The sequence below is a fragment of the Rhodanobacter sp. UC4451_H18 genome (assembly GCF_052978225.1).
In genome coordinates this window covers 2,299,632-2,319,340 of record NZ_CM129663.1, presented here as the reverse complement: position 1 = coordinate 2,319,340, position 19,709 = coordinate 2,299,632, and the positions used below count along the sequence as shown (strand labels likewise).

Here is a 19,709-nt window from a genome sequence, read left to right as displayed (position 1 = left end):
GAGACCCTCGAGTCGTGGCGTTACCCGGATCTGCTACGCGATGAATCAAACGCGCAACTTCCTCCTGTTTGCCCTGCTGGCCGTGGCCTATTTGCTGTTCATGGCCTGGGAAAACGACCACGCACCCAAGCCGGCGCCGACCCCTGCAGCCACCGTCAGCCAGGCCGTCCCGACGTCGGCGGACGGCAGCGTGCCCGCCGCGATGGCGGTCGCGTCGAGCGCCGCGCCTTCGAGCACGGCGGCAACCGTCGCCACCCATGAGCCATCGGCACCCGCGAGCGCGCAGCTGATCACGGTCGACACCGACGTCCTGCACCTCACGATCGACACCCGCGGCGGCAGCCTGGTGCACGCCGAACTGCTGGCCTACCCGCAGCAGGCGCCGACCCACAAGAACCCCACCCCGCCGCCCGTCGTGCTGCTGGACAACAGCCCCACGCATTACTTCGTGGCGCAGAACGGCCTGGTCAGCAGCAGCGACACCGCGCCGGCCGACCAGCCCAACCACCTGGCGCTGTTCCACAGCGAGAAGACCAGCTACACCCTGGCGCCGGGCCAGGACGAACTCCAGGTCGCGCTGACCTGGCGCGACGCCGCCGGCCTGGCGGTCACCAAGACCTACACCTTCAAACGCGGCAGCTACGTGGTGGGCCTGAGCCAGCGCATCGACAACGGCGGCAACACGCCGTGGCAGGGCAACGCCTACCAGCAACTGCAGCGGATCGCGCCGCCCAAACCGTCCAGCTGGTTCAGCCATTACACCGATCCCGAGCAGCGCAGCTTCATCGGTGCGGCCTGGTACACCGGCGAGAAGTTCGAGAAGCTCGGCTTCAAGGATTTCGGCGAGAAGAAAGACGCGCTCGACAGCGAGATCAAGGGCGGCTGGGCGGCGATGCTGCGACTGTACTTCGTCACCGCGTGGATTCCGCCGGCCAGCCAGACCAACCACTACGTCACCCAGACCATCGATCCGGACAGCGCCCACCCGCGCTACCTGATCCGCACGATGAGCCCGACGCTGAACGTGGCCGCCGGGCAGAGCCTGACCACCGAAGCGCGGTTGTACGTGGGCCCGAACCGGCAGGGCACGCTCGATGCGATCGCTCCCGGGCTCGACCTCACCATCGACTACGGCATGTTCAAGGCCATCGCCGTGCCGATGCACTGGATCCTGTCGCAGTTCCACGCGATCACCAGGAACTGGGGTGTGGCGATCATCCTGCTGGTGCTGCTGATCAAGGGCCTGACCTGGAAGCTCACCGCGATGCAGTACCGCTCCAGCGCGCGCATGCGCAAGCTGACGCCGCGGCTGCAGGCGCTGAAGGAGCGTTACGGCGACGACCGCCAGAAGATGCAGCAAGCCACCATGGAGCTGTACAAGAAGGAGAAGGTCAACCCGATGGGCGGCTGCCTGCCGGTGCTGATCACGCTGCCGGTGTTCTACGGCCTGTTCTTCGTGCTCGAGTACAGCCTGGAGCTGCGCCACGCGCCGTTCCTGTGGATCCCCGACCTCAGCGCGCCCGATCCGTTCTACATCCTGCCGATCATCTACGCCATCGTGATGCTCGGTACTCAGTGGCTGAACCCCGTCGCCGCGGGCATGGACCCGACCCAGGCGAAGATGATGAAGGTGATGCCGCTGCTGTTCACCGTGATGTTCGCCTTCTTCCCCGCCGGCCTGTGCCTGTACTACGCGGTCAACGGCCTGGTCGGGCTGGGCCAGCAGTGGTGGGTGACCCACCACATCGATCGCGAAGGCGAGGCCAGGGCCAAGGCGGCGTAGCTCTTCGCCGAACGGGCAACCGACAGCCGCGACCGGGCGACCGTCGCGGCTGTTTCGTTTCTGGCGTCGCGGCGGAGTCGAAGGACATCGCATCCATCCCGACTCGCACCGCCCTGTAAAGTCCACCCATGACCACCGAGACCACCGACACCATCGCCGCCATCGCCAGCGCCCCCGGCGCGGCCGGCGTCGGCGTGTTGCGCGTCTCCGGTCCCGCCGCGCCAGCCATCGCGCAAACCCTGCTCGGCCGCGCACCGCAACCTCGCCATGCCCACTTCGCCGCGTTTCGCGATGGCGCCGGCGAACTGATCGACCGCGGCTTGCTGCTCTACTTTCCCGCCCCCGCCTCCTACACCGGCGAACATGTGCTGGAGCTGCAGGGCCACGGCAGCGCCGTGCTGCTGGACGCATTGCTGCGCCGCTGCTGCGAACTTGGCGCGCGACTGGCGCGCCCAGGCGAGTTCACCGAACGCGCATTCCTCAACGGCAAGCTCGACCTGGCCCAGGCCGAAGCCGTCGCCGACCTGATCGCTGCCCGCTCGCAGGCCGGTGCGCGGGCCGCGCTGCAATCGATGGAAGGCGTGTTCTCGCGCAAGGTCGGCGCGCTGCTGCAAGCGCTGATCGCGCTGCGCGTGCACATCGAGGCGGCGATTGATTTCCCCGAAGAGGAAATCGACTTCCTCGCCGACCCCGCCATCACCGCGCAACTCGCCAAGCTGCGCCGCGAACTGGCCGACCTGCTGCGTGAAGCGCAACGCGGCGTGCGCCTGAACGACGGACTCAAGGTGGCCATCATCGGCCGCCCCAACGCCGGCAAATCCAGCCTGCTCAACGCGCTGGCCGGCAGCGACCGTGCCATCGTCACCCCGATCGCCGGCACCACCCGCGACGTGCTGCGCGAAAGCCTGAGCCTCGACGGCATCGTGCTGGAACTGGCCGACACCGCCGGCCTGCGCGATACGGAAGACGAAGTCGAACGCGAAGGCGTGCGCCGCGCCCACGGCGAACTGCAACGCGCCGACGTTGCCCTGCTGGTCACCGACGCCGCGCACGCCGGCGCCGACCTCGCCTTCTTCGCCGCGTTGCCGTCCCAGGTAGAGCGCATCGTGCTGGTCAACAAGATCGACCGCGACGGCCTCGCCGCGCATGACGAATGGCGCGAAAGCGTCTACTGGTTATGGGCCTCTGCCAGAACCGGCGACGGCCTCGATCTCCTGCGCGACCACCTCAAGCACGTCGCCGGCGCCGGCAGCGGCGAAGGCGCCTTCAGCGCCAGACGCCGCCACGTGCTCGCCCTCCAGTCCGTGCGCGACCATCTCGATCGCACCGCCGCCATCCTTGCCACCACCCGCGCCGGCGAACTTGCTGCCGAGGAATTGCGCCAGGCCCAGCACGCGCTGGGCGAAATCACCGGCCACTACAGCAGCGACGACCTGCTGGGCGCGATCTTCAGTTCGTTCTGCATCGGCAAATAGCCCGTCGGGGCCGCTACGCGAGGAACCTGTCCAGCTCGCGCCCGGTGGGCATGCCGCCCTGCGCGCCCAGCTTCGTCACCGACAGCGCGGCGGCCGCGCAGGCCTTGCGTACCGCTGCGGCCAGGCCTTCTTTCAGGAACACCGCCAGCGTCGCGTTGAAGGTGTCTCCGGCGCCGGTGCTGTCGACCACCTCGACCTTGAAGCCGGGCTGGTGCAGCGGTTCGCCCTGTTCGCGATACCAGGCGCCTTCGCCGCCGCGGGTGAGCACGACCGGGCATGGGGCGCGTTGCATCAGCGCCTTGAAGTCTTCGGTGGGATCGGCGCCGAGCAGGATCGCCAGCTCGTGCTGGTTCGGGGTGACGTAGCGGGCGAGTTTGAGCCAGTCGATGGGCAGTTTTTGCGCGGGGGCAGGATTGAGGATCACCGGCACCCCGAGGCGGTGGCCCAGGCGCACGGTGGCTTCGACGGTTTCCAGCGGGATTTCCATCTGCACCAGCACGGCGTCGGCCCGTTCGAGCAGCGAACGCGCGGCTTCGACGTGGGCGGGCGTGACGCGAGTGTTGGCGGCGGGCACCACGATGATCTGGTTCTCGCCGCCGGCGACGGTGATCGAGGCGGTGCCGCTGGCGCTGTCGTCGAGGCGCGCGACGTGGGTCAGGTCGACGTGTTCGGCGGCGAGGCCGGCGTGCAGCTGGTCGCCGAAGGCGTCGCGGCCGAGCGCGCCGACCAGGGCTACCTCGGCGCCCAGCCGCGCGGCAGCAACCGCCTGGTTGGCGCCCTTGCCGCCGGGCACGGTGAGGAAGCGTTCGCCGAGGATGGTCTCGCCGGGGCCGACGAAGCGCGGCGCCTGGGTGACCAGATCCATGTTGATGCTGCCGACGACGACGATGCGGCTCATGCGTGCTCCACGGCGGACGGGCTTTCAGGATGAATCCGAAAGCTTACCCGTTGGCGCGACGAGTTGGGTGCGACCGCGACCCCGCAGGAGCCCGCTCGCGGGCGATGCTCTTAATGCTTTTGCGATTCCCGATTCCCGGCCAAAAAGGCATCGCCCGCAAGCGGGCTCCTACGGGAGGAGGGGTTCAGGGCGAGGGCGCGCGACCGAGGCCGCTGGCATCGCCGGGCAGCAGGGCCGGGGCGGGGCCGGCCACAGCCAGCAGGGATTGGGCGTAGCTGTCTTCCATGCTGATGGTGGAGACCTCGTCCCAGCTGAAGAACGAGACCTCGCGCATCCACTCCGCGTCCGGGCTGAGTTCCTGCATGTAGAAGCCGTCGTCCTCGACGCTGACCAGCCGGCCGATGTAGCAGACCTCGGACTCGTCCTCGCTGTCCACGTGCACGCCGATCACCGGTGCCTGGGCGCCGGCGGCCTGGACCACCTCGCGGATGCTGTCCAGCGGGAAGCCGCGCGGCATCCGCGGCAGGATGTGCTTGAGCGCCAGCGCCTTCTCGAAGAAGGCATGGTGCTTGTCGGGTGCTTCGAGCTCGGAGATGTCGCGGTGCCGCATCACGTACATGCCGTCGTAGGTGATGCCGTCGCCGACCACCCAGAGCAGGAAGAACTCCCGCCCCACCCCGCCCACGTAACCGCAGAAGCTGCCGTGTTCGAGGTCTTCACGCCACAACCGGATCAGCGTCTGTTTCTGTTGCGCCTCGCGCAACTGGGCGCGCTGGCCGGTGTTTTTCAGTTCGATAACGTTGTTCACGATGTCCATTTTAGCAGATCGGGGTGATCTGCCGGCTTTACAGGATGTAGCGGCTGAGATCCTCGTCACGAACCAGGTTGGCGAGGGAGTTGTCTACATGTTGGGCGTCGATCTGGTATTTTTCGCCGGATTTATCCGCAGCTTCGAAGGAGATTTTTTCCAGCAGACGCTCCATCACGGTGTGCAGCCGGCGGGCGCCGATGTTCTCGGTGCGCTCGTTCACCTGGAACGCCACCTCGGCCAGGCGGTCGATGCCGGAGTCGGCGAACTCGATGGTGACGCCCTCGGTGCCGAGCAGGGCCACGTACTGCTTGGTCAGCGCGTTGTTCGGCTCGCGCAGGATCCGCTTGAAGTCGTCCACGCTGAGCGCGGAGAGCTCGACCCGGATCGGCAGTCGGCCCTGCAGCTCGGGGATCAGGTCCGAGGGCTTGGCCAGCGAGAACGCGCCGGAGGCGATGAACAGCATGTGGTCGGTCTTGATCGGGCCGTACTTGGTCGAGACGGTGGAGCCTTCCACCAGCGGCAGCAGGTCGCGCTGGACGCCCTCGCGGCTGACCCCGGCGTGGCCGTGGTCGCTGCGCTGGGCCACCTTGTCGATCTCGTCGATGAAGACGATGCCGTTCTGCTCGGCGTTCTCCATCGCCTGGGCGCGGATCTCCTCGTCGTTGAGCAGCTTGCCGGCCTCCTCGTCGATCAGCAGCGGGCGGGCCGCCTTGATCGCGAGCTTGCGGGTCTGGGTCTTGGCGCCGCCCAGGTTCTGGAACATCTGGCGCAGTTGCGCGCCCATCTCCTCCATGCCCGGTGGCGACATGATCTCCACGCCCACGTTCATGGCGAAATCCAGCTCGATCTCGCGCTCGTCCAGCGCGCCCTCGCGCAGCTGCTTGCGCAGCTTCTGGCGGGTGTCGCTGTCGATGGCGGGAGCGGCCGGTGCGTCGTGGCTCCAGTCGGTCGGCGAGGACTGCCGGCGCGGCAGCAGCGCATCGAGGATGCGATCCTCGGCGCGGTCCTCGGCCTGTGAACGCACGCGCTTGATCGCCTGCTCGCGGGTCAGCTTGTAGGCGCCGTCGGCCAGGTCGCGGATGATCGACTCGACGTCCTTGCCGACGTAGCCCACCTCGGTGAACTTGGTCGCCTCGACCTTCACGAACGGCGCGTTCGCCAGCGTCGCCAGCCGCCGCGCGATCTCGGTCTTGCCCACGCCGGTGGGCCCGATCATCAGGATGTTTTTCGGGGTGATCTCGTTGCGCATCTCCACCGGCAACTGCATGCGTCGCCAGCGGCTGCGCAGCGCCACCGCCACGGCGCGCTTGGCGTCGTGCTGGCCGATGATGTAGCGGTCGAGTTCGTTGACGATTTCGCGGGGGGTGAGTTCGGACATGGGCTGGCTTCGCAGGGAATAGGGAATGGGGAATGGGGAATAGGGAATGGGAAGAGCGTGGGCTTGCGGGAATGTCGGGCTTGTCTATTCCCTATTCCCCATTCCCTATTCCCAGCTCCTCGATCGACACGTTGTGGTTCGTGTAGATGCAGATGTCGCCGGCGATCTTCAGCGCCTTCTCGACGATGGTGCGGGCGTCCAGGTCGGTGTTTTCCAGCAGGGCCATCGCGGCGGACTGGGCGAACGGGCCGCCAGAGCCGATCGCGATCAGCCCGTGCTCGGGTTCCACCACGTCGCCGTTGCCGGAGATCAGCAGCGAGGTTTCCTTGTCGGCTACCGCCAGCATCGCCTCCAGTCGGCCGAACCGGCGGTCGGTGCGCCATTCCTTGGCCATTTCCACCGCGGCGCGGGTGAGGTTGTTGTTGTGCTTCTCGAGCTTCTGCTCGAACAGTTCGAACAGGGTGAAGGCGTCGGCAGTGGCGCCGGCGAAACCGGCCACCACCTCGCCCGTCTTGCCGAGCCGGCGCACCTTGCGCGCGTTGCCCTTCATCACCGTGTTGCCCAGCGTGACCTGGCCGTCGCTGCCGATCACGACGCGGCCGTCGCGGCGCACGCAGACGATGGTGGTGGCGTGAAACGATTCCATGGGTGCTCCGCAAGAGGATGTCTGAGCGGATGAGATGGGGCCGTGGGCGGCGGGCTTCAATGCGCGGGCCAGGAGTGAGTGAAGAGGAGTGAGAAGTGAGAGAAAGCCGGGCTCGTGGTCTGCTCTCTCTCATTCCTCACTCCTCTCCACTCACTCCTCGCTTTTCGCCCCTCGCTTCACCCGTGCTCGCGGATGCGCGGCGTCGTAGACCTTGGCCAGGTGCTGGAAATCGAGGTGGGTGTAGATCTGGGTAGTGGCGATGTCGGCGTGGCCGAGCAGCTCCTGCACCGCACGCAGGTCGCCGGAGGATTCCAGCATGTGGCTGGCGAAGGTGTGCCTGAGCAGATGCGGATGGATGTGTTTCGGGATGCCCTGCTGCAGCGCGAGGGTGTTCATGCGCAGCTGGATCGTGCGTGGATGGATCGGCGCGCCGCCGCGGCCGCGGAATACCGGGCCGTCCGGCGGCATGCCCTGCTCGGCGCCGAGCGCACGAAGCGCGGCCACGGCGTGGCGGCCGACCGGCACGATGCGCGTCTTGCTGCCCTTGCCCAGCACGCGCACCTCGCCGTCGTCGAGCTTGAGGTCGAGCCAGCGCAGGCCGCACAGCTCGGACAGGCGCAGGCCGCTGGAGTAGAACAGCTCCAGCATCGCGCGGTCGCGCACGGCGAGCTTGCCGCCGCTGTCGGTCTCCACCAGCGCGGTGGCCTCGTCCACGTCGAGCACCTGCGGCAGCTTGCGGCGCACCTTGGGGCCGCGCACGCCGAGCAGCGGATCGTGGCTCAGCGTGCCCTCGCGACCGAGCTGGCGGAACAGGCTGCGGCAGGAAGAGAGCAGGCGCTGCAGGCTCTTCGGCGCCAGCCCCGCGCGATGTTCGCCGGCGATGAACGCGCGCATGCGCGCGCCGTCGAGTGCTTCGAAGGTGCCTACCTGACCTGCCGCCATGAAGCGCAGCAGCTTGTCCAGGTCGCGCCGATAGCCGGCGACGGTGTGCGGCGAGGCGTGGCGTTCGCCGGCGAGGCGGGCCAGCCAGGCATCGACTTGGCCGGCCGGGGTCCCTACCGGCTCAGGAGACATCCCGCGAGCGCGCCAGCGCGGCGGTGATGGTGGCGGAGATCATCCTCAGGAACAGCGTGCCCATGCCCGGCTGGAAGCGGTTCGGGTCGGCGCTGCCGATGGCCAGCATGCCGGCGTCGCCCAGCGGGATCAACGCCACCGACTGCAGTCCGGTCGCGTGCTCGCCGAACAGCCGCGCCAGCTTGTCGGCCGACAGGCGGCCGGAGCTGGGCTCGCCCTTGTGCAGGAAATCGGCGAACTCGGGCAGCGCCGCCGCGCCGCCGGCGATCTGCTGCAGCCAGTCGGCGCGCGGCAGCTTGGGTTCGGCCCCGAACAGCAGCAGGCTCACGCGCTCGGTGTGGAAATCCGCGCTGAGCCGTGCGATCACCGTGCGTGCAGTGACCTCCATCGTGCTGGCGCGCAGCAGCGCCACGGTCAGGCCGTGCACGCGCTCCATCAGCTTCTCGTTCTCGGCGGCGATCTCGACCAGTTCGGCCAGCCGCCGCTCCAGCTCGGCGTTCTTGTCGCGCAAGCTCTGCATCTGGTAGACCGCCAGCGAGGCCACCGCGCCGCCGCTCTCGCGCGGCGGCATGGTCAGCTTGGCGGCGAGCTCGGGGTACTCGCTGAGGAATTCCGGGTGCCGCTTCAGGTAGGCGGCGACCACGCGGGCCTGGGTGGCGTCGTCGAGCAGGGTAGCGGTCATGCGCGGAGATCCTGGAGCGGGGCGGGCGGGGCTTGCCTGCCGCAGTGTGCGATGGACGCGCGCGGGCTTCAACCGGCCGGCGGCGGTTCGACGCGGGGAAGCGCCCATTCGCCCTCGAAAACGAAGGCCGCCGGGCCGGTCATCCAGAGCGCATGGCCGGCGCCGGCCCAGTCGATGCGCAGGCTGCCGCCGGGCAGCGCCACCGCGACGCGCTCATCCACTTCGCCACGCCGGTGCAGCACCGCCATCGCGGCGCAGGCCCCGGTGCCGCAGGCGCGGGTCCAGCCGGCGCCGCGCTCGTGCACGCGCAGGCGCAGGTGGCTGCGGTCCAGCCGCTGCACGAAGCCGGTGTTGGCGCCTTCGGCGAAGCGCGGATGCCGGGTCAGCAGCGGGCCGAGCCGTTCCAGCGCCGGATCGGCCAGGTCATCGACGGTCACTACCGCATGCGGATTGCCCATCGAGACGGCGCCGATGTCCAGCGTATCGCCGCCGACCTCGATCGGGTAATGCGCGGCCGTCGCCGCGGCCGCGAACGGAATCCGCGCCGGTTCGAAGATCGGCTCGCCCATGTCCACGGTGACCTCGTCCGGTGCGAGCACGCGCACCGTCACCGGTCCGGACGGACTCTCGATGCGCACCGCCTGGTCCAGCGCCAGCGCGCCGGCACGATGCAACCACGCCGCCACGCAGCGCACGCCGTTGCCGCACTGGCCTGACGGCGAGCCGTCGGTGTTCCAGATGCCGTAGTAGAACGCGCATGACGGATCGCGCGCCGGCTCCACGCTGAGCAGCTGGTCGAAGCCCACGCCGGTGTGGCGATCACCCAGCGCGCGGATCTGCACCGCGTCGAGCGCGAACGCCTGCCGCCGGCAGTCCAGCACGACGAAGTCGTTGCCGCTGCCGTGCATCTTGGAAAAGCGCAGTGGCGCCGGCGCCATCTCAGTGCTCGCCGGAAGCATCCGCGGCCACGCTGGCCGGCATCGCCGGTGCCGGTGCGCTGGTGGCCGGTGTCGGCGGCGGCGCGGTTCGTGCCGGCGGCAGCACCAGCGGTCCCTTGTTGCCGCAGCCGGCAAGCAGGGCGACGACGAGGGCGAGCGGCAGCAACAACAGGGATCGGCGCATGGCGGGGTTCCTCAGCAAGTGGCCAGTATAGCGAGGCACCCGCGGTGCGCCGGCTATCATGGGGCGGCGGCGCGTGCCGCGCGACGACGAGGGTGGATGCGATGGACTGGAGCGCCTTGCTGCGCATGCCGATGACGGTGCTGCTGGTGCTGGCCGCGGTGTTCGCGCTGGTCACCCTCGCGCAGTTGGTGATGCTGCGCCGGCACCTGCAGGCGCGTCGCCGCGCGGCGGCCAGCTGGCGGGCGCTGCTGTGCGTGGCGGCGTTTGCGCTCACCCTGTTGCTGGCCGGCACCGGCGCCGCGCTGCGTGGCTACCACCTGCTGGGCGAGGAGGCGTCGGTGGTCGAGATCGACGCGCGCATCCTGTCGCCGCAGCGCTGGGCGCTCAACCTGACCTGGCCCGACGGCAGCACGCGCGAGGTCGAACTGGCCGGCGATGCCTGGCGCGTCGAGGCGGTCGTGCTGAAGTGGAAGCTGCCCGCGCTGCTGGCCGGCGTGCCACCGCTGTACCGGCTCGATCGGCTCTCCGGCCGCTACGACGATCCCGCGCAGGAAATGACCGCGCCGCGCACGGTGATCAGTTTCGAGCCGGCCGGTGCGTTCGACCTGGTCAAGCTGGGCAAGACGCACCCTGCGTGGCTGCCGGAACTCGACACGGTCTACGGCAGCGGCGCGTTTCTGCCGCTGGTCGACGGCGGCCACTACACGGTGAACCTGATGCGCACCGGCGCGCTGGTGGCGCGGGCGGACGACGCCACCGAGCAGCGCATCCGCCACCCGCTGGGCGGCTGACGCGCGACGCGATCAACCCAGCGCCTGCTCGTAGCGCCAGGCGTCGGTGCCGTCCTCGTAGTAACGCCGATACGCGCCGAAACGGCGGAAGCCCGCGCGCTCGTACAGGCGGATCGCCGCGGCGTTGTCCGGACGCACCTCCAGCCGCAGCCGGTCGCAACCGCGCCGTCGCGCGGCGGCCGCGGCCGCCTGCAGCAGCGCCGCGCCGATGCCCAGGCCGCGCGATTCGGGTCGCGTCGCCAGCGAATACACGCGCGCCACCCGGCTGCGCTTGCGGAAAAACAGCACCGCGCTGCCGAAGAAATCGTGGCGGCCGCCGCTGGCCACCAGCACTTGCGCCGAATCGCTGTCCAGGTGGCGGCGGTATTGCGCCCGGCTCAGGCGGTCGCCGTCGAACGCGTTTTGTTCCAGCGTCACCAGGTCGTCGAGATCGGAAAGATCCGCGCGGCGCACGCGCGCCGGTGCGGTGACGGGCAAAGACGGCATCGAGGGTGGTATCCGTGGCATCAGGCAGGGCAATCCCGCGGACTCTAGCAGGCGCTGCACAGGCTGGCGCGGGCGGGCATTTACGTCTCCTTCAGTGCCATCCCTTGTGTCGTCGCGGCGCTGTGCCAGACTGCGCACTTTGCGCCGCCGCCCGCCCCGGGCGCGACCGGCCGCGCATGCCACTTGGGATCGAGAGGTGTCATGGCCCGCCTGGTCGTCGTTGTCGAGAAAGCCTCCGACTGGAGCTCGTATTACCCCTCCGTTGATGTGATGAGCGCAATGGATTATCTGCGCACGCCGGTCGGTGCCGACGACGAACGCACCCACGTGATCAACCTGTGCCGCAGCTACAAGTACCTGGGCACCGGCTACTACGTGTCGTTGCTGGCCGAGGCGCGCGGGCACAAGGTGATGCCGTCGGTGCGCACGGTGAACGACCTGCGCCGGCGCTCGCTGTACGGCCTGGACATCGACGACCTCAACCAGAAGCTCACCCACTTCCTGCCCGCCGGCGGGCGCGACACCACCGACTTCGGCATCCTGGTGTACTTCGGCGAGACCGCCTACCCGGCGCTGCAGGACCTGGCCCGGCAGGTGTTCGAGATGTTCCCCTGCCCGCTGCTGCGCATCGAGTTCGAGCGCGACCGCGTGTGGCAGGTCAGCTCGATCAAGCCGGTCGGCCTGCATTCGCTGGACGACGCGCAGGAGGACGCCTTCGCCGAGGAACTGGACCGCTTCTCGCGCAAGCTGTGGCGCAAGCCGCGCGCGCGCAAGCAGTTCCGCTACGACCTGGCCATGCTGGTCGACCCGGCCGAGCAGATGCCGCCGTCGAACAAGCGCGCGCTGAAGGCATTCATCGGCGCCGGCAAGGAGCTGGGCATCGAGGTCGACCCGATCGGCAAGAACGACTACCAGCGGCTGGCCGAGTACGACGGCCTGTTCATCCGCGAAACCACCGCCAGCGACAACCACACCTACCGCTTCGCCCACCGCGCCGAGAAGGAAGGCATGGTGGTGGTCGACGACCCCAGCTCGATCCTGCGTTGCACCAACAAGATCTACCTCAACGACCTGATGGTCTCGCGCAAACTGGCGGTGCCGCGCACGGAGATCCTCTATCGCGACGACAGCAAGGGCATGAAGGAAGTCGTCGAGCGGCTCGGGTTCCCGCTGGTGCTGAAGATCCCGGACGGCTCGTTCTCGCGCGGCGTGGTCAAGGTCGAGGACGAGCAAGAGCTGGCGCACGCGGCCAGTGGCCTGTTCCAGCACAGCGCATTGCTGCTGGCGCAGGAATACGTCTACACCGAGTTCGACTGGCGCATCGGCGTGTTCAACCGCGAGGCGATCTACGCCTGCAAGTACTACATGTCGCGCGGCCACTGGCAGATCTACAACCACGGCGCCACCGGCACGGCAAAGTCCGGCGGCTTCGAGACCATCGCGTTGAAGGACGCCCCGGTGGCCGTGGTCAAGCTGGCGCTGAAGGCGACCCAGCCGGTCGGCGACGGACTCTACGGCGTCGACCTCAAGCAGGTCGGCAACCGCCCGGTGGTGATCGAGGTGAACGACAACCCCTCGATCGACGCCGGCGTGGAAGATGCCTATCTCGGCGACGAACTGTACCTGCGCGTGATGCGCGAATTCCTGCGCCGGATGGAACGCAAGCGCCAGGGCGGCGCCGTCTGAGCCATCAGCGCCAGGCCGCGCCGTGAACGGTGTGGACGACACGCAGACGCCGCCGCGCCAGCCAGCGGCGCGGCAGCCCCGGTTCCAGCGCCAGCAGCACCAGCAAGGGCGCGACCAGCAGCCAGAACGCGGGCGTCCAGCCCAGGAGCGCGGTGTGCGCCGGCACCAGGGTGCTCAGCAGCAAGACGCCACCTCCGAGCAGCCAGGTGCTGGCGGCGGCAAACAGGCGTGGATGATGCGGTGAAAGCGGGCTCGACGTGCGCATGGGGCATCTCCCGTGAAAGTGCCGCCAGCGTGCCTGCCGCTCATCTCACCGCCTGCGACCCTGCACGCTGATGGGTGGCTTGTAGACTGGCAGCCAGTACTCCTCAGGGAACCCCCATGCAGCCCGCCCAGTTCGCCGTGTTCGGTCACCCGATCAGCCACAGCCTGTCGCCGGCGATCCACCAGGCGTTCGCGCAGCAGTGCGCCATCGAGCTGGCATACCGCGCGATCGACGTGCCGCCGGCCGACTTCGCCGATGCGGTGCGGCGCTTCTTCGCCGATGGCGGCCGCGGCGCCAACGTCACCTTGCCGCACAAGGCGGCCGCGTTCGCGCTGGCCGACCAGCACAGCGTGGCAGCCACGCGGGCCGGCACGGCCAACGTGCTGACCCGGCTGGAGGACGGTCGTCTGGCGGCGCACAACACCGACGGCGACGGCATGGTGCGCGATCTGGCCGAACGCCACGAGATCGACCTGCGCGGCCATGACACCTTGCTGCTCGGTGCCGGCGGCGCGGCGCGCGGGGTGGCCTGGCCGCTGCTCGATGCCGGCGTGCGATCGCTGACCATCGTCAATCGTTCGCCGGCGGCGGCCGACGCGCTGGCCGACGCCATTGGCGAGCCGGCGCGGGTGCGTACCCGCTACTGGGACGACCTGGCCACCATCGGCAGTTTCGACCTGATCGTCAACGCCACCTCGGCTGGCGTGCTCGGCGCGGCGCTGCAACTGCCGTTTGCCCTGCTCGGCAGCCGCGCAGTGTGCTACGACCTGTCCTACGGCCAGGCCGCCGCCGGTTTCCTCGGCTGGGCCCGCGCGGCCGGCGCGCGCTACGCCTGCGACGGCCTGGGCATGCTGGTGGAAACCGCGGCCGACGCCTTCGCGCTGTGGCACGGCCAGCGACCGGACACCGAGCCGGTGTACCAGACCTTGCGGCGGCAAACGGCCTGAGCGCACCGGTCGCCGCCGCGCCACACGACTGAAACAATGCGCGGGCAGGATGGCGCGACCCGCCGGGAGCGCGCCGATGACGACGACTCCAGCGCGCGGCCATCGTTTGCGCAGCAGGTGTCATGTCCCGCTTTCTTTCCACCGTATCGCATCGATACGCGCTTGCCGTCGTCTTGCTGCTGGTGTTGGGCGGAGCCGCTGCGACCTTCCGGCGGGGCCCGGTGGCGGCACCTTCGCCCGCTGGAACGACCGCTGTCGAAGCGGCCGGGACACCGCTCGACGATGCGCAGAGCGGCCGCGCCATCCTGCTCGGGCTGGCGCGCGACGCCATGCGCGACGGCCGCCTGATCGCGCCGGCCGGCAGCAACGCGTTCGAGTTCTACCTCAGCGTGCTGCAGCTGGAGCCGCACGACCGCACCGCGCACGAGGCGCTGCGGGAATCCTTCGGCCGCGCCTCGGAGGAGATCGAGCGCACCATCAACCGCAACGAACTGGAGGAGGCGCGCCGCGAGATCGATCTGCTGCGCGAATTCGACAGCAACAACTTCACGTTGTCCCTGCTCGGCGGCAAACTGTCCGCCGCGCGCAACATCCTGACCCGGCAGCACGAGGCCGAAGCCGAGCGCATTCGCCAGACGAACGCCCTGCGCAGTGCGGCGATGTGAGGCCGGCTCAGCGCAGCAGCGGCCCGGCCTTCCGCAGCAGCGCCGCGACCAGTTCCGCCTGCATGAAGGCGTAGCGGTCGGGAATGTCCAGGCAGACGATCTTCTTGCCCTTGAGCCGGGCGCGATGGCGCGCCTGCAGGCGCCGGCGATGGCTGCTCTCCATCACCACGATCCATTCGGCCCGGTCCAGCTGGTCCGTGCTCAGCACCACGTCGGCGTCGTCGGCGAGGCCGGCCGAATCCACCTCGAGGTTCGGCCATGCGCCGAACACCCGCTCGGCAGTCGGGCTGCGCCGGCGGTTGCGGCTGCACAGGAACAGCACGCGACGGATGGCCATCAGGCCTCCGCCAGGTAGACGTCCTTCAGCCGAACGTAATGCCCGGCCGAATAGTGCAACTGCTCGATCTCGCGCTCGCCCAGCACGCGCACGCATTTCGCCGGGTTGCCCAGCCACAGCTCGCCCTCGCCGACCACCTTGCCTGGCGGCACCAGTGCGCCGGCGCCGACGAAGCCGTGGCGCATCACCACCGCGCCGTCGAGCACGCTGGCGTGCATGCCGATCAGGCAGTAGTCGCCGATCGTGCAGGCGTGCACCACCGCACCATGGCCGATGGTGACGCCCTCGCCGATCAGGCACGGGTAACCCGGTCCGTACGGGCCGGCGTGGGCGACGTGCACGACCGCGCCGTCCTGGATGCTGGTCTTGGCGCCGACGCGGATGGCGTTGACATCGCCGCGCAGCACCGTGCCGGGCCAGATCGAGACGTCGTCGCCGAGCACCACGTCGCCGATCACCGTGGCGGCGGGGTCGACGTAGACGCGTTGGCCGAGCGTGGGCGCGATGCCCTTGAAGCTGCGCAGGGAATTCATCGGCGCATTCTAGCGGCGCGCGGTGCCTCGTCACGCGGCCGCGCTTGATTTCGCCCGGCGCGATCGCCACGCTGGCGGCTCAAAGGAGACCGCATGAGCCCCGACAATCCGCTGCTGGCCGACGACACCCTGCCGGCGTTTTCGCAGATTCGCCCCGAGCACGTCCAACCGGCGATCGACGCGATCCTGGCCGACTACCGCGCCGCCATCGACGCGCTGGTCGCCCCCGGCGCGCCGCGCGACTTCAACCACGTGATGCTGACCCAGGAACGGCTGGAGCAGCGCCTGGCGCGGGCCTGGGCACCGGTGTCGCATCTGCAGGCGGTGGCCGACAGCGAAGCGCTGCGCGCGGTCTACGGCCCGGCCGAGGAAAAACTCACTGAGCACGCGATCGAGCTGGGCCAGAACCGCGCGCTGTACGCGGCGGTGCAGACGCTGGCCGATGCGGCGGATTTCGCCGCCTTGCCGCGGCCGGAGCGCGCGCTGGTCGAACATGCCCTGCGCGACTTCAGGCTGTCCGGCGTGGCACTGGCCGAGCCGGCGCGTTCGCGCTTCCGCGAGATCGGGGTGGAGCTGTCGCGGCTCTCCACCGAGTTCTCCCATGCCGTGCTCGATGCCAGCGAGGCATGGCACGAACACGTCACCGACGAGCGCGACCTCGCCGGCGTCCCTGCCTCCGGCCTCGCCGTGCTGCGCCAGTATGCGCAGGATCAGGATCTGGACGGCTACCTGGTCACGCTCAAGCAGCCCAGCGTGCAGGCCGTGCTGAACTACGCCGACCACCGCGGCCTGCGCGAGCGGGTGTACTGGGCCTACCAGACCCGCGCTTCGGACCAGGGTCCGGATGCGGGCAAGTTCGACAACAGCGAGCGCATCGAGAAGATCATGGCCCTGCGCCACGAAGCTGCGCGCCTGCTCGGCTTCGCCAATGCGGCGGAGGAGTCGCTGGCCACCAAGATGGCCGCCTCGCCGGCCGAGGTGCTGGAGTTCCTGCACGACCTGGCCGCCCGCGCCAAGCCCGTCGCGCAGCGCGAACTGGCCACCCTTCGCGAGTTCGCCCGCGCCGAACTGAAGCTCGACACGCTCGAACCGTGGGATGTCGCCTACGCGTCGGAGAAACTGCGCCAGCGCGAGTACGCACTGGACGAGGAGCAGCTCAAGCCGTACTTCCCGCTGCCGGCGGTGATCGACGGCCTGTTCGGCCTCGCCGGAAAACTCTACGGCATCACTCTCGCCGCCCGCGACGACGTCGACGTGTGGCACCCGCAGGTGCGCTACTACGACGTGCGCGATGCCGCCGGCAAGGTGTTCGCCGGCGCCTACGTCGATCTCTACGCGCGCAACGGCAAGCGCGGCGGCGCCTGGATGGACGTCTGCCGCGCCCGCTTCGACGACGGCGGCCAGGAGCAACGGCCGGTGGCCTTCCTCACCTGCAACTTCGCGCCGCCCACCGAGGGCAAGCCGGCCCTGCTCACCCACGACGACGTGCTGACCCTGTTCCACGAGTTCGGCCACGGCCTGCACCATTTGCTCACCGGCATCGCGCTGCCCTCGATCGGCGGCATCGACGGCGTGGAATGGGACGCGGTGGAACTGCCCAGCCAGTTCATGGAGAACTTCGGCTGGAATCGCCAGGCGCTGGACCTGTTCGCGCGCCACTGGCAGACCGGCGAGCGGCTGCCGGACGAGCTGTTCGAGCGCATGCTGGCCGCGCGGCATTTCCACGCCGGCCTGTTCCTGGTGCGCCAGCTGGAGTTCGCGTTGTTCGATTTTCTGCTGCACCTGGAGTACGAGCCGTCCCGCGGCGCCCGCGCGCTGGCGGTGCTGGAGCAGGTGCGCAAGCAGGTGGCGGTGCTGCATCCGCCGGCATGGCAGCGCTTTCCGCACGGCTTCAGCCACATCTTCGCCGGCGGCTACGCGGCCGGTTACTACAGCTACCTGTGGGCCGAACTGCTGTCGGCCGATGCGTTCGGCGCCTTCGAGGAGGCTGCCGGACAGGGCGGCAGCGTGATCGACCCGGTCACCGGCGACCGCTTCCGCCGCGAGTTCCTCGCCGTCGGCGCCAGCCGCCCGGCGCTGGAGAGCTTCGTCGCCTTCCGCGGCCGCAAACCCGAGCCGGAGGCGCTGCTGCGCAGCTACGGCCTCGGCTGATTCCGCCTCCTGCCCGGGGCAAAAAAAAGCCCGCCGAAGCGGGCTTTCCTTCAGGAGCTGAGTCTGTGCGACTCAGGCAGCCTGGACTTCCTCGGCCTGCAGGCCCTTCTGGCCCTTGGTGACGATGAACGTGACGCGCTGACCTTCCTGCAGGGACTTGAAGCCCGTGCCCTGGATCGCGCGGAAATGCACGAACAGGTCATCACCGCTTTCCGGCGTGATGAAGCCAAAACCCTTGGCGTCGTTGAACCACTTGACTGTACCGCTCTGACGATCCGACATGTAACGTTACCTTTGAAGCATGGATGATTTGCGGCTCGGAGCGATTGCACTTGACCGCAAGATGGGCAAGTGAACCGGGTGCTCCGGACGGCTTGCCCGCGCAGCATACACTGGAAATCGCGATTTCGGTGGCTTTCCTGCACCGAAGTATTGCGATCGGCGCGAACCGTTCAGCCGGCCCGCCGGGCCGATCGGGGCAATCCTTTACAATATCCCGATGAAAATCGCCTCCTGGAACGTCAACTCGCTGAAGGTGCGCCTGCCGCATCTGGGCCAGTGGCTGGCCGACGCACAGCCGGACATCGTGGCGCTGCAGGAAACCAAGCTGGAGGACGCGAAGTTCCCGGTCGACGAGCTGGCCGCCGCCGGCTACCGGGCCGTGTATTCGGGCCAGAAGACCTACAACGGCGTGGCGATCCTGGCCCGTGAGGCGCCGGTCGACGTGATTACCGACATCCCCGGCCTGGACGACCCGCAGCGGCGCATCCTCGCCGCGACCATCGGCCCGCTGCGCGTGGTCGACCTGTACGTGGTCAACGGCAAGGCGGTCGGCGACGAGAAATACGCCTACAAGCTGGACTGGATGGCCAGGGTGCGCGAGTTCCTGGCGCGCGAGCACGAGCGCCACCCGAACCTGGTGGTGCTGGGCGATTTCAACATCTGCCCCGACGATCGCGACGTCTACGACCCGGTGGCCTGGGGCGAGGACATCCTGTGCTCGCCGCCCGAGCGCGAGGCACTCAAGGCGATCACCGACCTGGGCCTGCACGACAGCTTCCGGCTGTTCGAGTCCGCGCCCGGGCACTACAGCTGGTGGGATTACCGGCAGGCGGCGTTTCGCCGCAACATGGGCCTGCGCATCGACCTGATCCTGATCGGCGACGCCCTGAAACCGGCCGCCAGGGCGGCGGGGATCGACCGGGAACCGCGGCGCTGGGAGCGCCCGTCCGACCATACCCCGGTAACGCTGGAACTGGACATCTGACCGAAATGACTGCAAAGAACGAATGGCCCAGCTCGCTGGACGACCACGAACTGGACGAACTGGACCGCTACCTGCGCGCGCATACCGGCGAGGGCGACCTGCTGCTCGATGGCGTGCACGGCCTGCTCTCGGCGCTGGCGGTCGGCCCGCTGCTGGTGCTGCCCGAGGAATGGCTGCGCGAGGTGCTGCACGAGCCGTTCGAGGACGAGGACGAAGGCAATCGCGTGCTGGCCCTGCTGGCCAAGCTCAACGATTCGATCAGCGCCGAGCTCGACGTGGATGCCTACGAGCCGATCCTGGGCGAAGTCGAATCCGAGGCCGGTCCGATGCTGTCGGCCGCCGGCTGGTGCGAGGGCTTCAGCCGCGGCATCGACCTGCGCGCCGCCCTGTGGGAAGGCCGCCTGGCTGAAGATCCCCAGCTGATGGAGCTGCTCGGCCCGGTGATGGCGCTGGCGGTGGACGAAGGCATCCTGCGCGCCGAGGCCGAGTTCGAAAAGCTCAGCGACGACGAATACGACGACTGCCTGGGCCAGGTACCGGCGGTGCTGCAAGCCGTGAACCAGTACTGGCAGGCCAACCCCGCCACCGAGGCGGAAGTGGAAGCGATGGTGCGCCAGCACCAGCCAGCCAGCGATAGCGAGGCCGCGCCGCCGCGCCAGCGCAGCGGTCACTGGGTGCATTGAGGGCCGGGATTCGGGAATCGGGATTCAGG

The 19,709-nt window shown here is 69.0% G+C and carries 22 protein-coding genes; 9 read left to right on the top strand and 13 right to left on the bottom strand.

The genetic code is table 11. From position 1 onward, the window contains the following. The first annotated feature begins 40 nt into the window (after positions 1-40). The gene (yidC, locus tag ACVCMG_RS10495; RefSeq protein WP_447114076.1) at positions 41-1,783 is read left to right on the top strand and encodes a membrane protein insertase YidC; all 1,743 of its coding nucleotides are present in this window, start codon (positions 41-43) and stop codon (positions 1,781-1,783) included. A 128-nt stretch (positions 1,784-1,911) separates the two neighbouring features. Further along, positions 1,912-3,258 (top strand): tRNA uridine-5-carboxymethylaminomethyl(34) synthesis GTPase MnmE, encoded by a 1,347-nt coding sequence (mnmE, locus tag ACVCMG_RS10490; protein WP_447114075.1) that lies wholly within the window; start codon positions 1,912-1,914, stop codon positions 3,256-3,258. Between the two features lie 13 nt (positions 3,259-3,271). On the opposite strand, the gene rbsK is transcribed toward mnmE, so the two are convergent. The 8 genes from rbsK to lptM all read right to left on the bottom strand — a co-directional run bounded on the left by rbsK (position 3,272) and on the right by lptM (position 9,869). Continuing rightward, positions 3,272-4,156 carry a ribokinase gene (rbsK, locus tag ACVCMG_RS10485; RefSeq protein ID WP_447114074.1) on the bottom strand — a complete coding sequence of 295 codons (885 nt, stop codon included), beginning with the start codon at positions 4,154-4,156 and terminating at the stop codon, positions 3,272-3,274. 184 nt (positions 4,157-4,340) lie between these two features. Then, entirely contained in the window at positions 4,341-4,973 is a 633-nt protein-coding gene (locus ACVCMG_RS10480; protein ID WP_395120770.1) for a hypothetical protein, read from the bottom strand. A 28-nt stretch (positions 4,974-5,001) separates the two neighbouring features. Continuing rightward, positions 5,002-6,345 (bottom strand): ATP-dependent protease ATPase subunit HslU, encoded by a 1,344-nt coding sequence (gene hslU / locus ACVCMG_RS10475; RefSeq protein WP_395120771.1) that lies wholly within the window; start codon positions 6,343-6,345, stop codon positions 5,002-5,004. 91 nt (positions 6,346-6,436) lie between these two features. Continuing rightward, positions 6,437-6,991, bottom strand: coding sequence for an ATP-dependent protease subunit HslV (gene hslV, locus ACVCMG_RS10470; protein ID WP_447114073.1), 555 nt, complete (start codon positions 6,989-6,991; stop codon positions 6,437-6,439). A 150-nt stretch (positions 6,992-7,141) separates the two neighbouring features. Continuing rightward, positions 7,142-8,065: a tyrosine recombinase XerC gene (locus ACVCMG_RS10465; protein WP_447114072.1), complete on the bottom strand. Its 924-nt coding sequence runs from the start codon at positions 8,063-8,065 to the stop codon at positions 7,142-7,144. Continuing rightward, complete coding sequence (locus tag ACVCMG_RS10460; RefSeq protein WP_395120773.1) at positions 8,055-8,747, bottom strand: DUF484 family protein; 693 nt, start codon at positions 8,745-8,747, stop codon at positions 8,055-8,057. Before ACVCMG_RS10460 ends, ACVCMG_RS10465 begins: the two co-directional genes overlap by 11 nt. A 68-nt stretch (positions 8,748-8,815) precedes the next feature. Beyond that, positions 8,816-9,685, bottom strand: a complete 870-nt coding sequence (dapF, locus tag ACVCMG_RS10455; RefSeq protein ID WP_447114071.1) for a diaminopimelate epimerase — start codon at positions 9,683-9,685, stop codon at positions 8,816-8,818. 1 nt (position 9,686) lies between these two features. Further along, positions 9,687-9,869 (bottom strand): LPS translocon maturation chaperone LptM, encoded by a 183-nt coding sequence (gene lptM / locus ACVCMG_RS10450; protein ID WP_395120775.1) that lies wholly within the window; start codon positions 9,867-9,869, stop codon positions 9,687-9,689. Positions 9,870-9,970: 101 nt separating this feature from the next. On the opposite strand from lptM, the gene ACVCMG_RS10445 reads away from it, so the two are divergent. Next, positions 9,971-10,660 carry a hypothetical protein gene (locus tag ACVCMG_RS10445; RefSeq protein WP_395120776.1) on the top strand — a complete coding sequence of 230 codons (690 nt, stop codon included), beginning with the start codon at positions 9,971-9,973 and terminating at the stop codon, positions 10,658-10,660. Positions 10,661-10,672: 12 nt separating this feature from the next. On the opposite strand, the gene ACVCMG_RS10440 is transcribed toward ACVCMG_RS10445, so the two are convergent. Then, positions 10,673-11,146 carry a GNAT family N-acetyltransferase gene (locus ACVCMG_RS10440; protein WP_447114070.1) on the bottom strand — a complete coding sequence of 158 codons (474 nt, stop codon included), beginning with the start codon at positions 11,144-11,146 and terminating at the stop codon, positions 10,673-10,675. A 201-nt stretch (positions 11,147-11,347) separates the two neighbouring features. On the opposite strand from ACVCMG_RS10440, the gene ACVCMG_RS10435 reads away from it, so the two are divergent. Continuing rightward, positions 11,348-12,832, top strand: a complete 1,485-nt coding sequence (locus ACVCMG_RS10435; RefSeq protein WP_395120778.1) for a RimK family protein — start codon at positions 11,348-11,350, stop codon at positions 12,830-12,832. Between the two features lie 4 nt (positions 12,833-12,836). Here ACVCMG_RS10435 and ACVCMG_RS10430 read toward each other — a convergent pair whose 3' ends face one another. Continuing rightward, positions 12,837-13,097 carry a hypothetical protein gene (locus ACVCMG_RS10430; RefSeq protein ID WP_447107073.1) on the bottom strand — a complete coding sequence of 87 codons (261 nt, stop codon included), beginning with the start codon at positions 13,095-13,097 and terminating at the stop codon, positions 12,837-12,839. Between the two features lie 116 nt (positions 13,098-13,213). On the opposite strand from ACVCMG_RS10430, the gene aroE reads away from it, so the two are divergent. Then, positions 13,214-14,044 (top strand): shikimate dehydrogenase, encoded by an 831-nt coding sequence (gene aroE, locus ACVCMG_RS10425; RefSeq protein WP_447114069.1) that lies wholly within the window; start codon positions 13,214-13,216, stop codon positions 14,042-14,044. A gap of 122 nt (positions 14,045-14,166) precedes the next feature. Then, positions 14,167-14,709 carry an energy transducer TonB gene (locus tag ACVCMG_RS10420; RefSeq protein WP_395120781.1) on the top strand — a complete coding sequence of 181 codons (543 nt, stop codon included), beginning with the start codon at positions 14,167-14,169 and terminating at the stop codon, positions 14,707-14,709. Between the two features lie 7 nt (positions 14,710-14,716). Here the strand turns inward: ACVCMG_RS10420 and ACVCMG_RS10415 are convergent, their stop codons facing one another. Together ACVCMG_RS10415 and ACVCMG_RS10410 are read right to left on the bottom strand one after the other, a co-directional pair. Beyond that, positions 14,717-15,046 (bottom strand): low molecular weight protein tyrosine phosphatase family protein, encoded by a 330-nt coding sequence (locus tag ACVCMG_RS10415; RefSeq protein ID WP_447114068.1) that lies wholly within the window; start codon positions 15,044-15,046, stop codon positions 14,717-14,719. Further along, a complete protein-coding gene (locus tag ACVCMG_RS10410; protein WP_447114067.1) occupies positions 15,046-15,579 on the bottom strand; it encodes a gamma carbonic anhydrase family protein in 534 nt (177 codons plus the stop codon). Before ACVCMG_RS10410 ends, ACVCMG_RS10415 begins: the two co-directional genes overlap by 1 nt. Before the next feature lie 93 nt (positions 15,580-15,672). Between ACVCMG_RS10410 and ACVCMG_RS10405 the strand changes: the two genes are divergently transcribed. Then, entirely contained in the window at positions 15,673-17,730 is a 2,058-nt protein-coding gene (locus ACVCMG_RS10405; protein ID WP_447114066.1) for a M3 family metallopeptidase, read from the top strand. Between the two features lie 72 nt (positions 17,731-17,802). On the opposite strand, the gene ACVCMG_RS10400 is transcribed toward ACVCMG_RS10405, so the two are convergent. Further along, positions 17,803-18,012: a cold-shock protein gene (locus tag ACVCMG_RS10400; protein ID WP_008438719.1), complete on the bottom strand. Its 210-nt coding sequence runs from the start codon at positions 18,010-18,012 to the stop codon at positions 17,803-17,805. A 217-nt stretch (positions 18,013-18,229) separates the two neighbouring features. Between ACVCMG_RS10400 and xth the strand changes: the two genes are divergently transcribed. Together xth and ACVCMG_RS10390 are read left to right on the top strand one after the other, a co-directional pair. Continuing rightward, entirely contained in the window at positions 18,230-18,997 is a 768-nt protein-coding gene (gene xth, locus ACVCMG_RS10395) for an exodeoxyribonuclease III (RefSeq protein ID WP_447114065.1), read from the top strand. Between the two features lie 5 nt (positions 18,998-19,002). Next, entirely contained in the window at positions 19,003-19,680 is a 678-nt protein-coding gene (locus ACVCMG_RS10390; RefSeq protein WP_395120790.1) for a YecA/YgfB family protein, read from the top strand. The last annotated feature ends 29 nt before the right edge of the window (positions 19,681-19,709 follow it).

Excerpts from the sequence above, each read along its gene's own strand:
- ACVCMG_RS10400 (WP_008438719.1), bottom strand. The coding sequence starts at position 18,012 with ATGTCGGATCGTCAGAGCGGTACAGTCAAGTGGTTCAACGACGCCAAG.
- ACVCMG_RS10420 (WP_395120781.1), top strand. The coding sequence starts at position 14,167 with ATGTCCCGCTTTCTTTCCACCGTATCGCATCGATACGCGCTTGCCGTC.
- lptM (WP_395120775.1), bottom strand. The coding sequence starts at position 9,869 with ATGCGCCGATCCCTGTTGTTGCTGCCGCTCGCCCTCGTCGTCGCCCTG.
- mnmE (WP_447114075.1), top strand. The coding sequence starts at position 1,912 with ATGACCACCGAGACCACCGACACCATCGCCGCCATCGCCAGCGCCCCC.
- ACVCMG_RS10445 (WP_395120776.1), top strand. The coding sequence starts at position 9,971 with ATGGACTGGAGCGCCTTGCTGCGCATGCCGATGACGGTGCTGCTGGTG.
- hslV (WP_447114073.1), bottom strand. The coding sequence starts at position 6,991 with ATGGAATCGTTTCACGCCACCACCATCGTCTGCGTGCGCCGCGACGGC.
- rbsK (WP_447114074.1), bottom strand. The coding sequence starts at position 4,156 with ATGAGCCGCATCGTCGTCGTCGGCAGCATCAACATGGATCTGGTCACC.
- hslU (WP_395120771.1), bottom strand. The coding sequence starts at position 6,345 with ATGTCCGAACTCACCCCCCGCGAAATCGTCAACGAACTCGACCGCTAC.
- ACVCMG_RS10405 (WP_447114066.1), top strand. The coding sequence starts at position 15,673 with ATGAGCCCCGACAATCCGCTGCTGGCCGACGACACCCTGCCGGCGTTT.
- ACVCMG_RS10415 (WP_447114068.1), bottom strand. The coding sequence starts at position 15,046 with ATGGCCATCCGTCGCGTGCTGTTCCTGTGCAGCCGCAACCGCCGGCGC.
- ACVCMG_RS10430 (WP_447107073.1), bottom strand. The coding sequence starts at position 13,097 with ATGCGCACGTCGAGCCCGCTTTCACCGCATCATCCACGCCTGTTTGCC.
- ACVCMG_RS10465 (WP_447114072.1), bottom strand. The coding sequence starts at position 8,065 with ATGTCTCCTGAGCCGGTAGGGACCCCGGCCGGCCAAGTCGATGCCTGG.
- xth (WP_447114065.1), top strand. The coding sequence starts at position 18,230 with ATGAAAATCGCCTCCTGGAACGTCAACTCGCTGAAGGTGCGCCTGCCG.
- ACVCMG_RS10480 (WP_395120770.1), bottom strand. The coding sequence starts at position 4,973 with ATGGACATCGTGAACAACGTTATCGAACTGAAAAACACCGGCCAGCGC.
- aroE (WP_447114069.1), top strand. The coding sequence starts at position 13,214 with ATGCAGCCCGCCCAGTTCGCCGTGTTCGGTCACCCGATCAGCCACAGC.
- yidC (WP_447114076.1), top strand. The coding sequence starts at position 41 with ATGAATCAAACGCGCAACTTCCTCCTGTTTGCCCTGCTGGCCGTGGCC.
- ACVCMG_RS10390 (WP_395120790.1), top strand. The coding sequence starts at position 19,003 with ATGACTGCAAAGAACGAATGGCCCAGCTCGCTGGACGACCACGAACTG.
- ACVCMG_RS10460 (WP_395120773.1), bottom strand. The coding sequence starts at position 8,747 with ATGACCGCTACCCTGCTCGACGACGCCACCCAGGCCCGCGTGGTCGCC.
- ACVCMG_RS10440 (WP_447114070.1), bottom strand. The coding sequence starts at position 11,146 with ATGCCGTCTTTGCCCGTCACCGCACCGGCGCGCGTGCGCCGCGCGGAT.
- ACVCMG_RS10410 (WP_447114067.1), bottom strand. The coding sequence starts at position 15,579 with ATGAATTCCCTGCGCAGCTTCAAGGGCATCGCGCCCACGCTCGGCCAA.
- dapF (WP_447114071.1), bottom strand. The coding sequence starts at position 9,685 with ATGGCGCCGGCGCCACTGCGCTTTTCCAAGATGCACGGCAGCGGCAAC.
- ACVCMG_RS10435 (WP_395120778.1), top strand. The coding sequence starts at position 11,348 with ATGGCCCGCCTGGTCGTCGTTGTCGAGAAAGCCTCCGACTGGAGCTCG.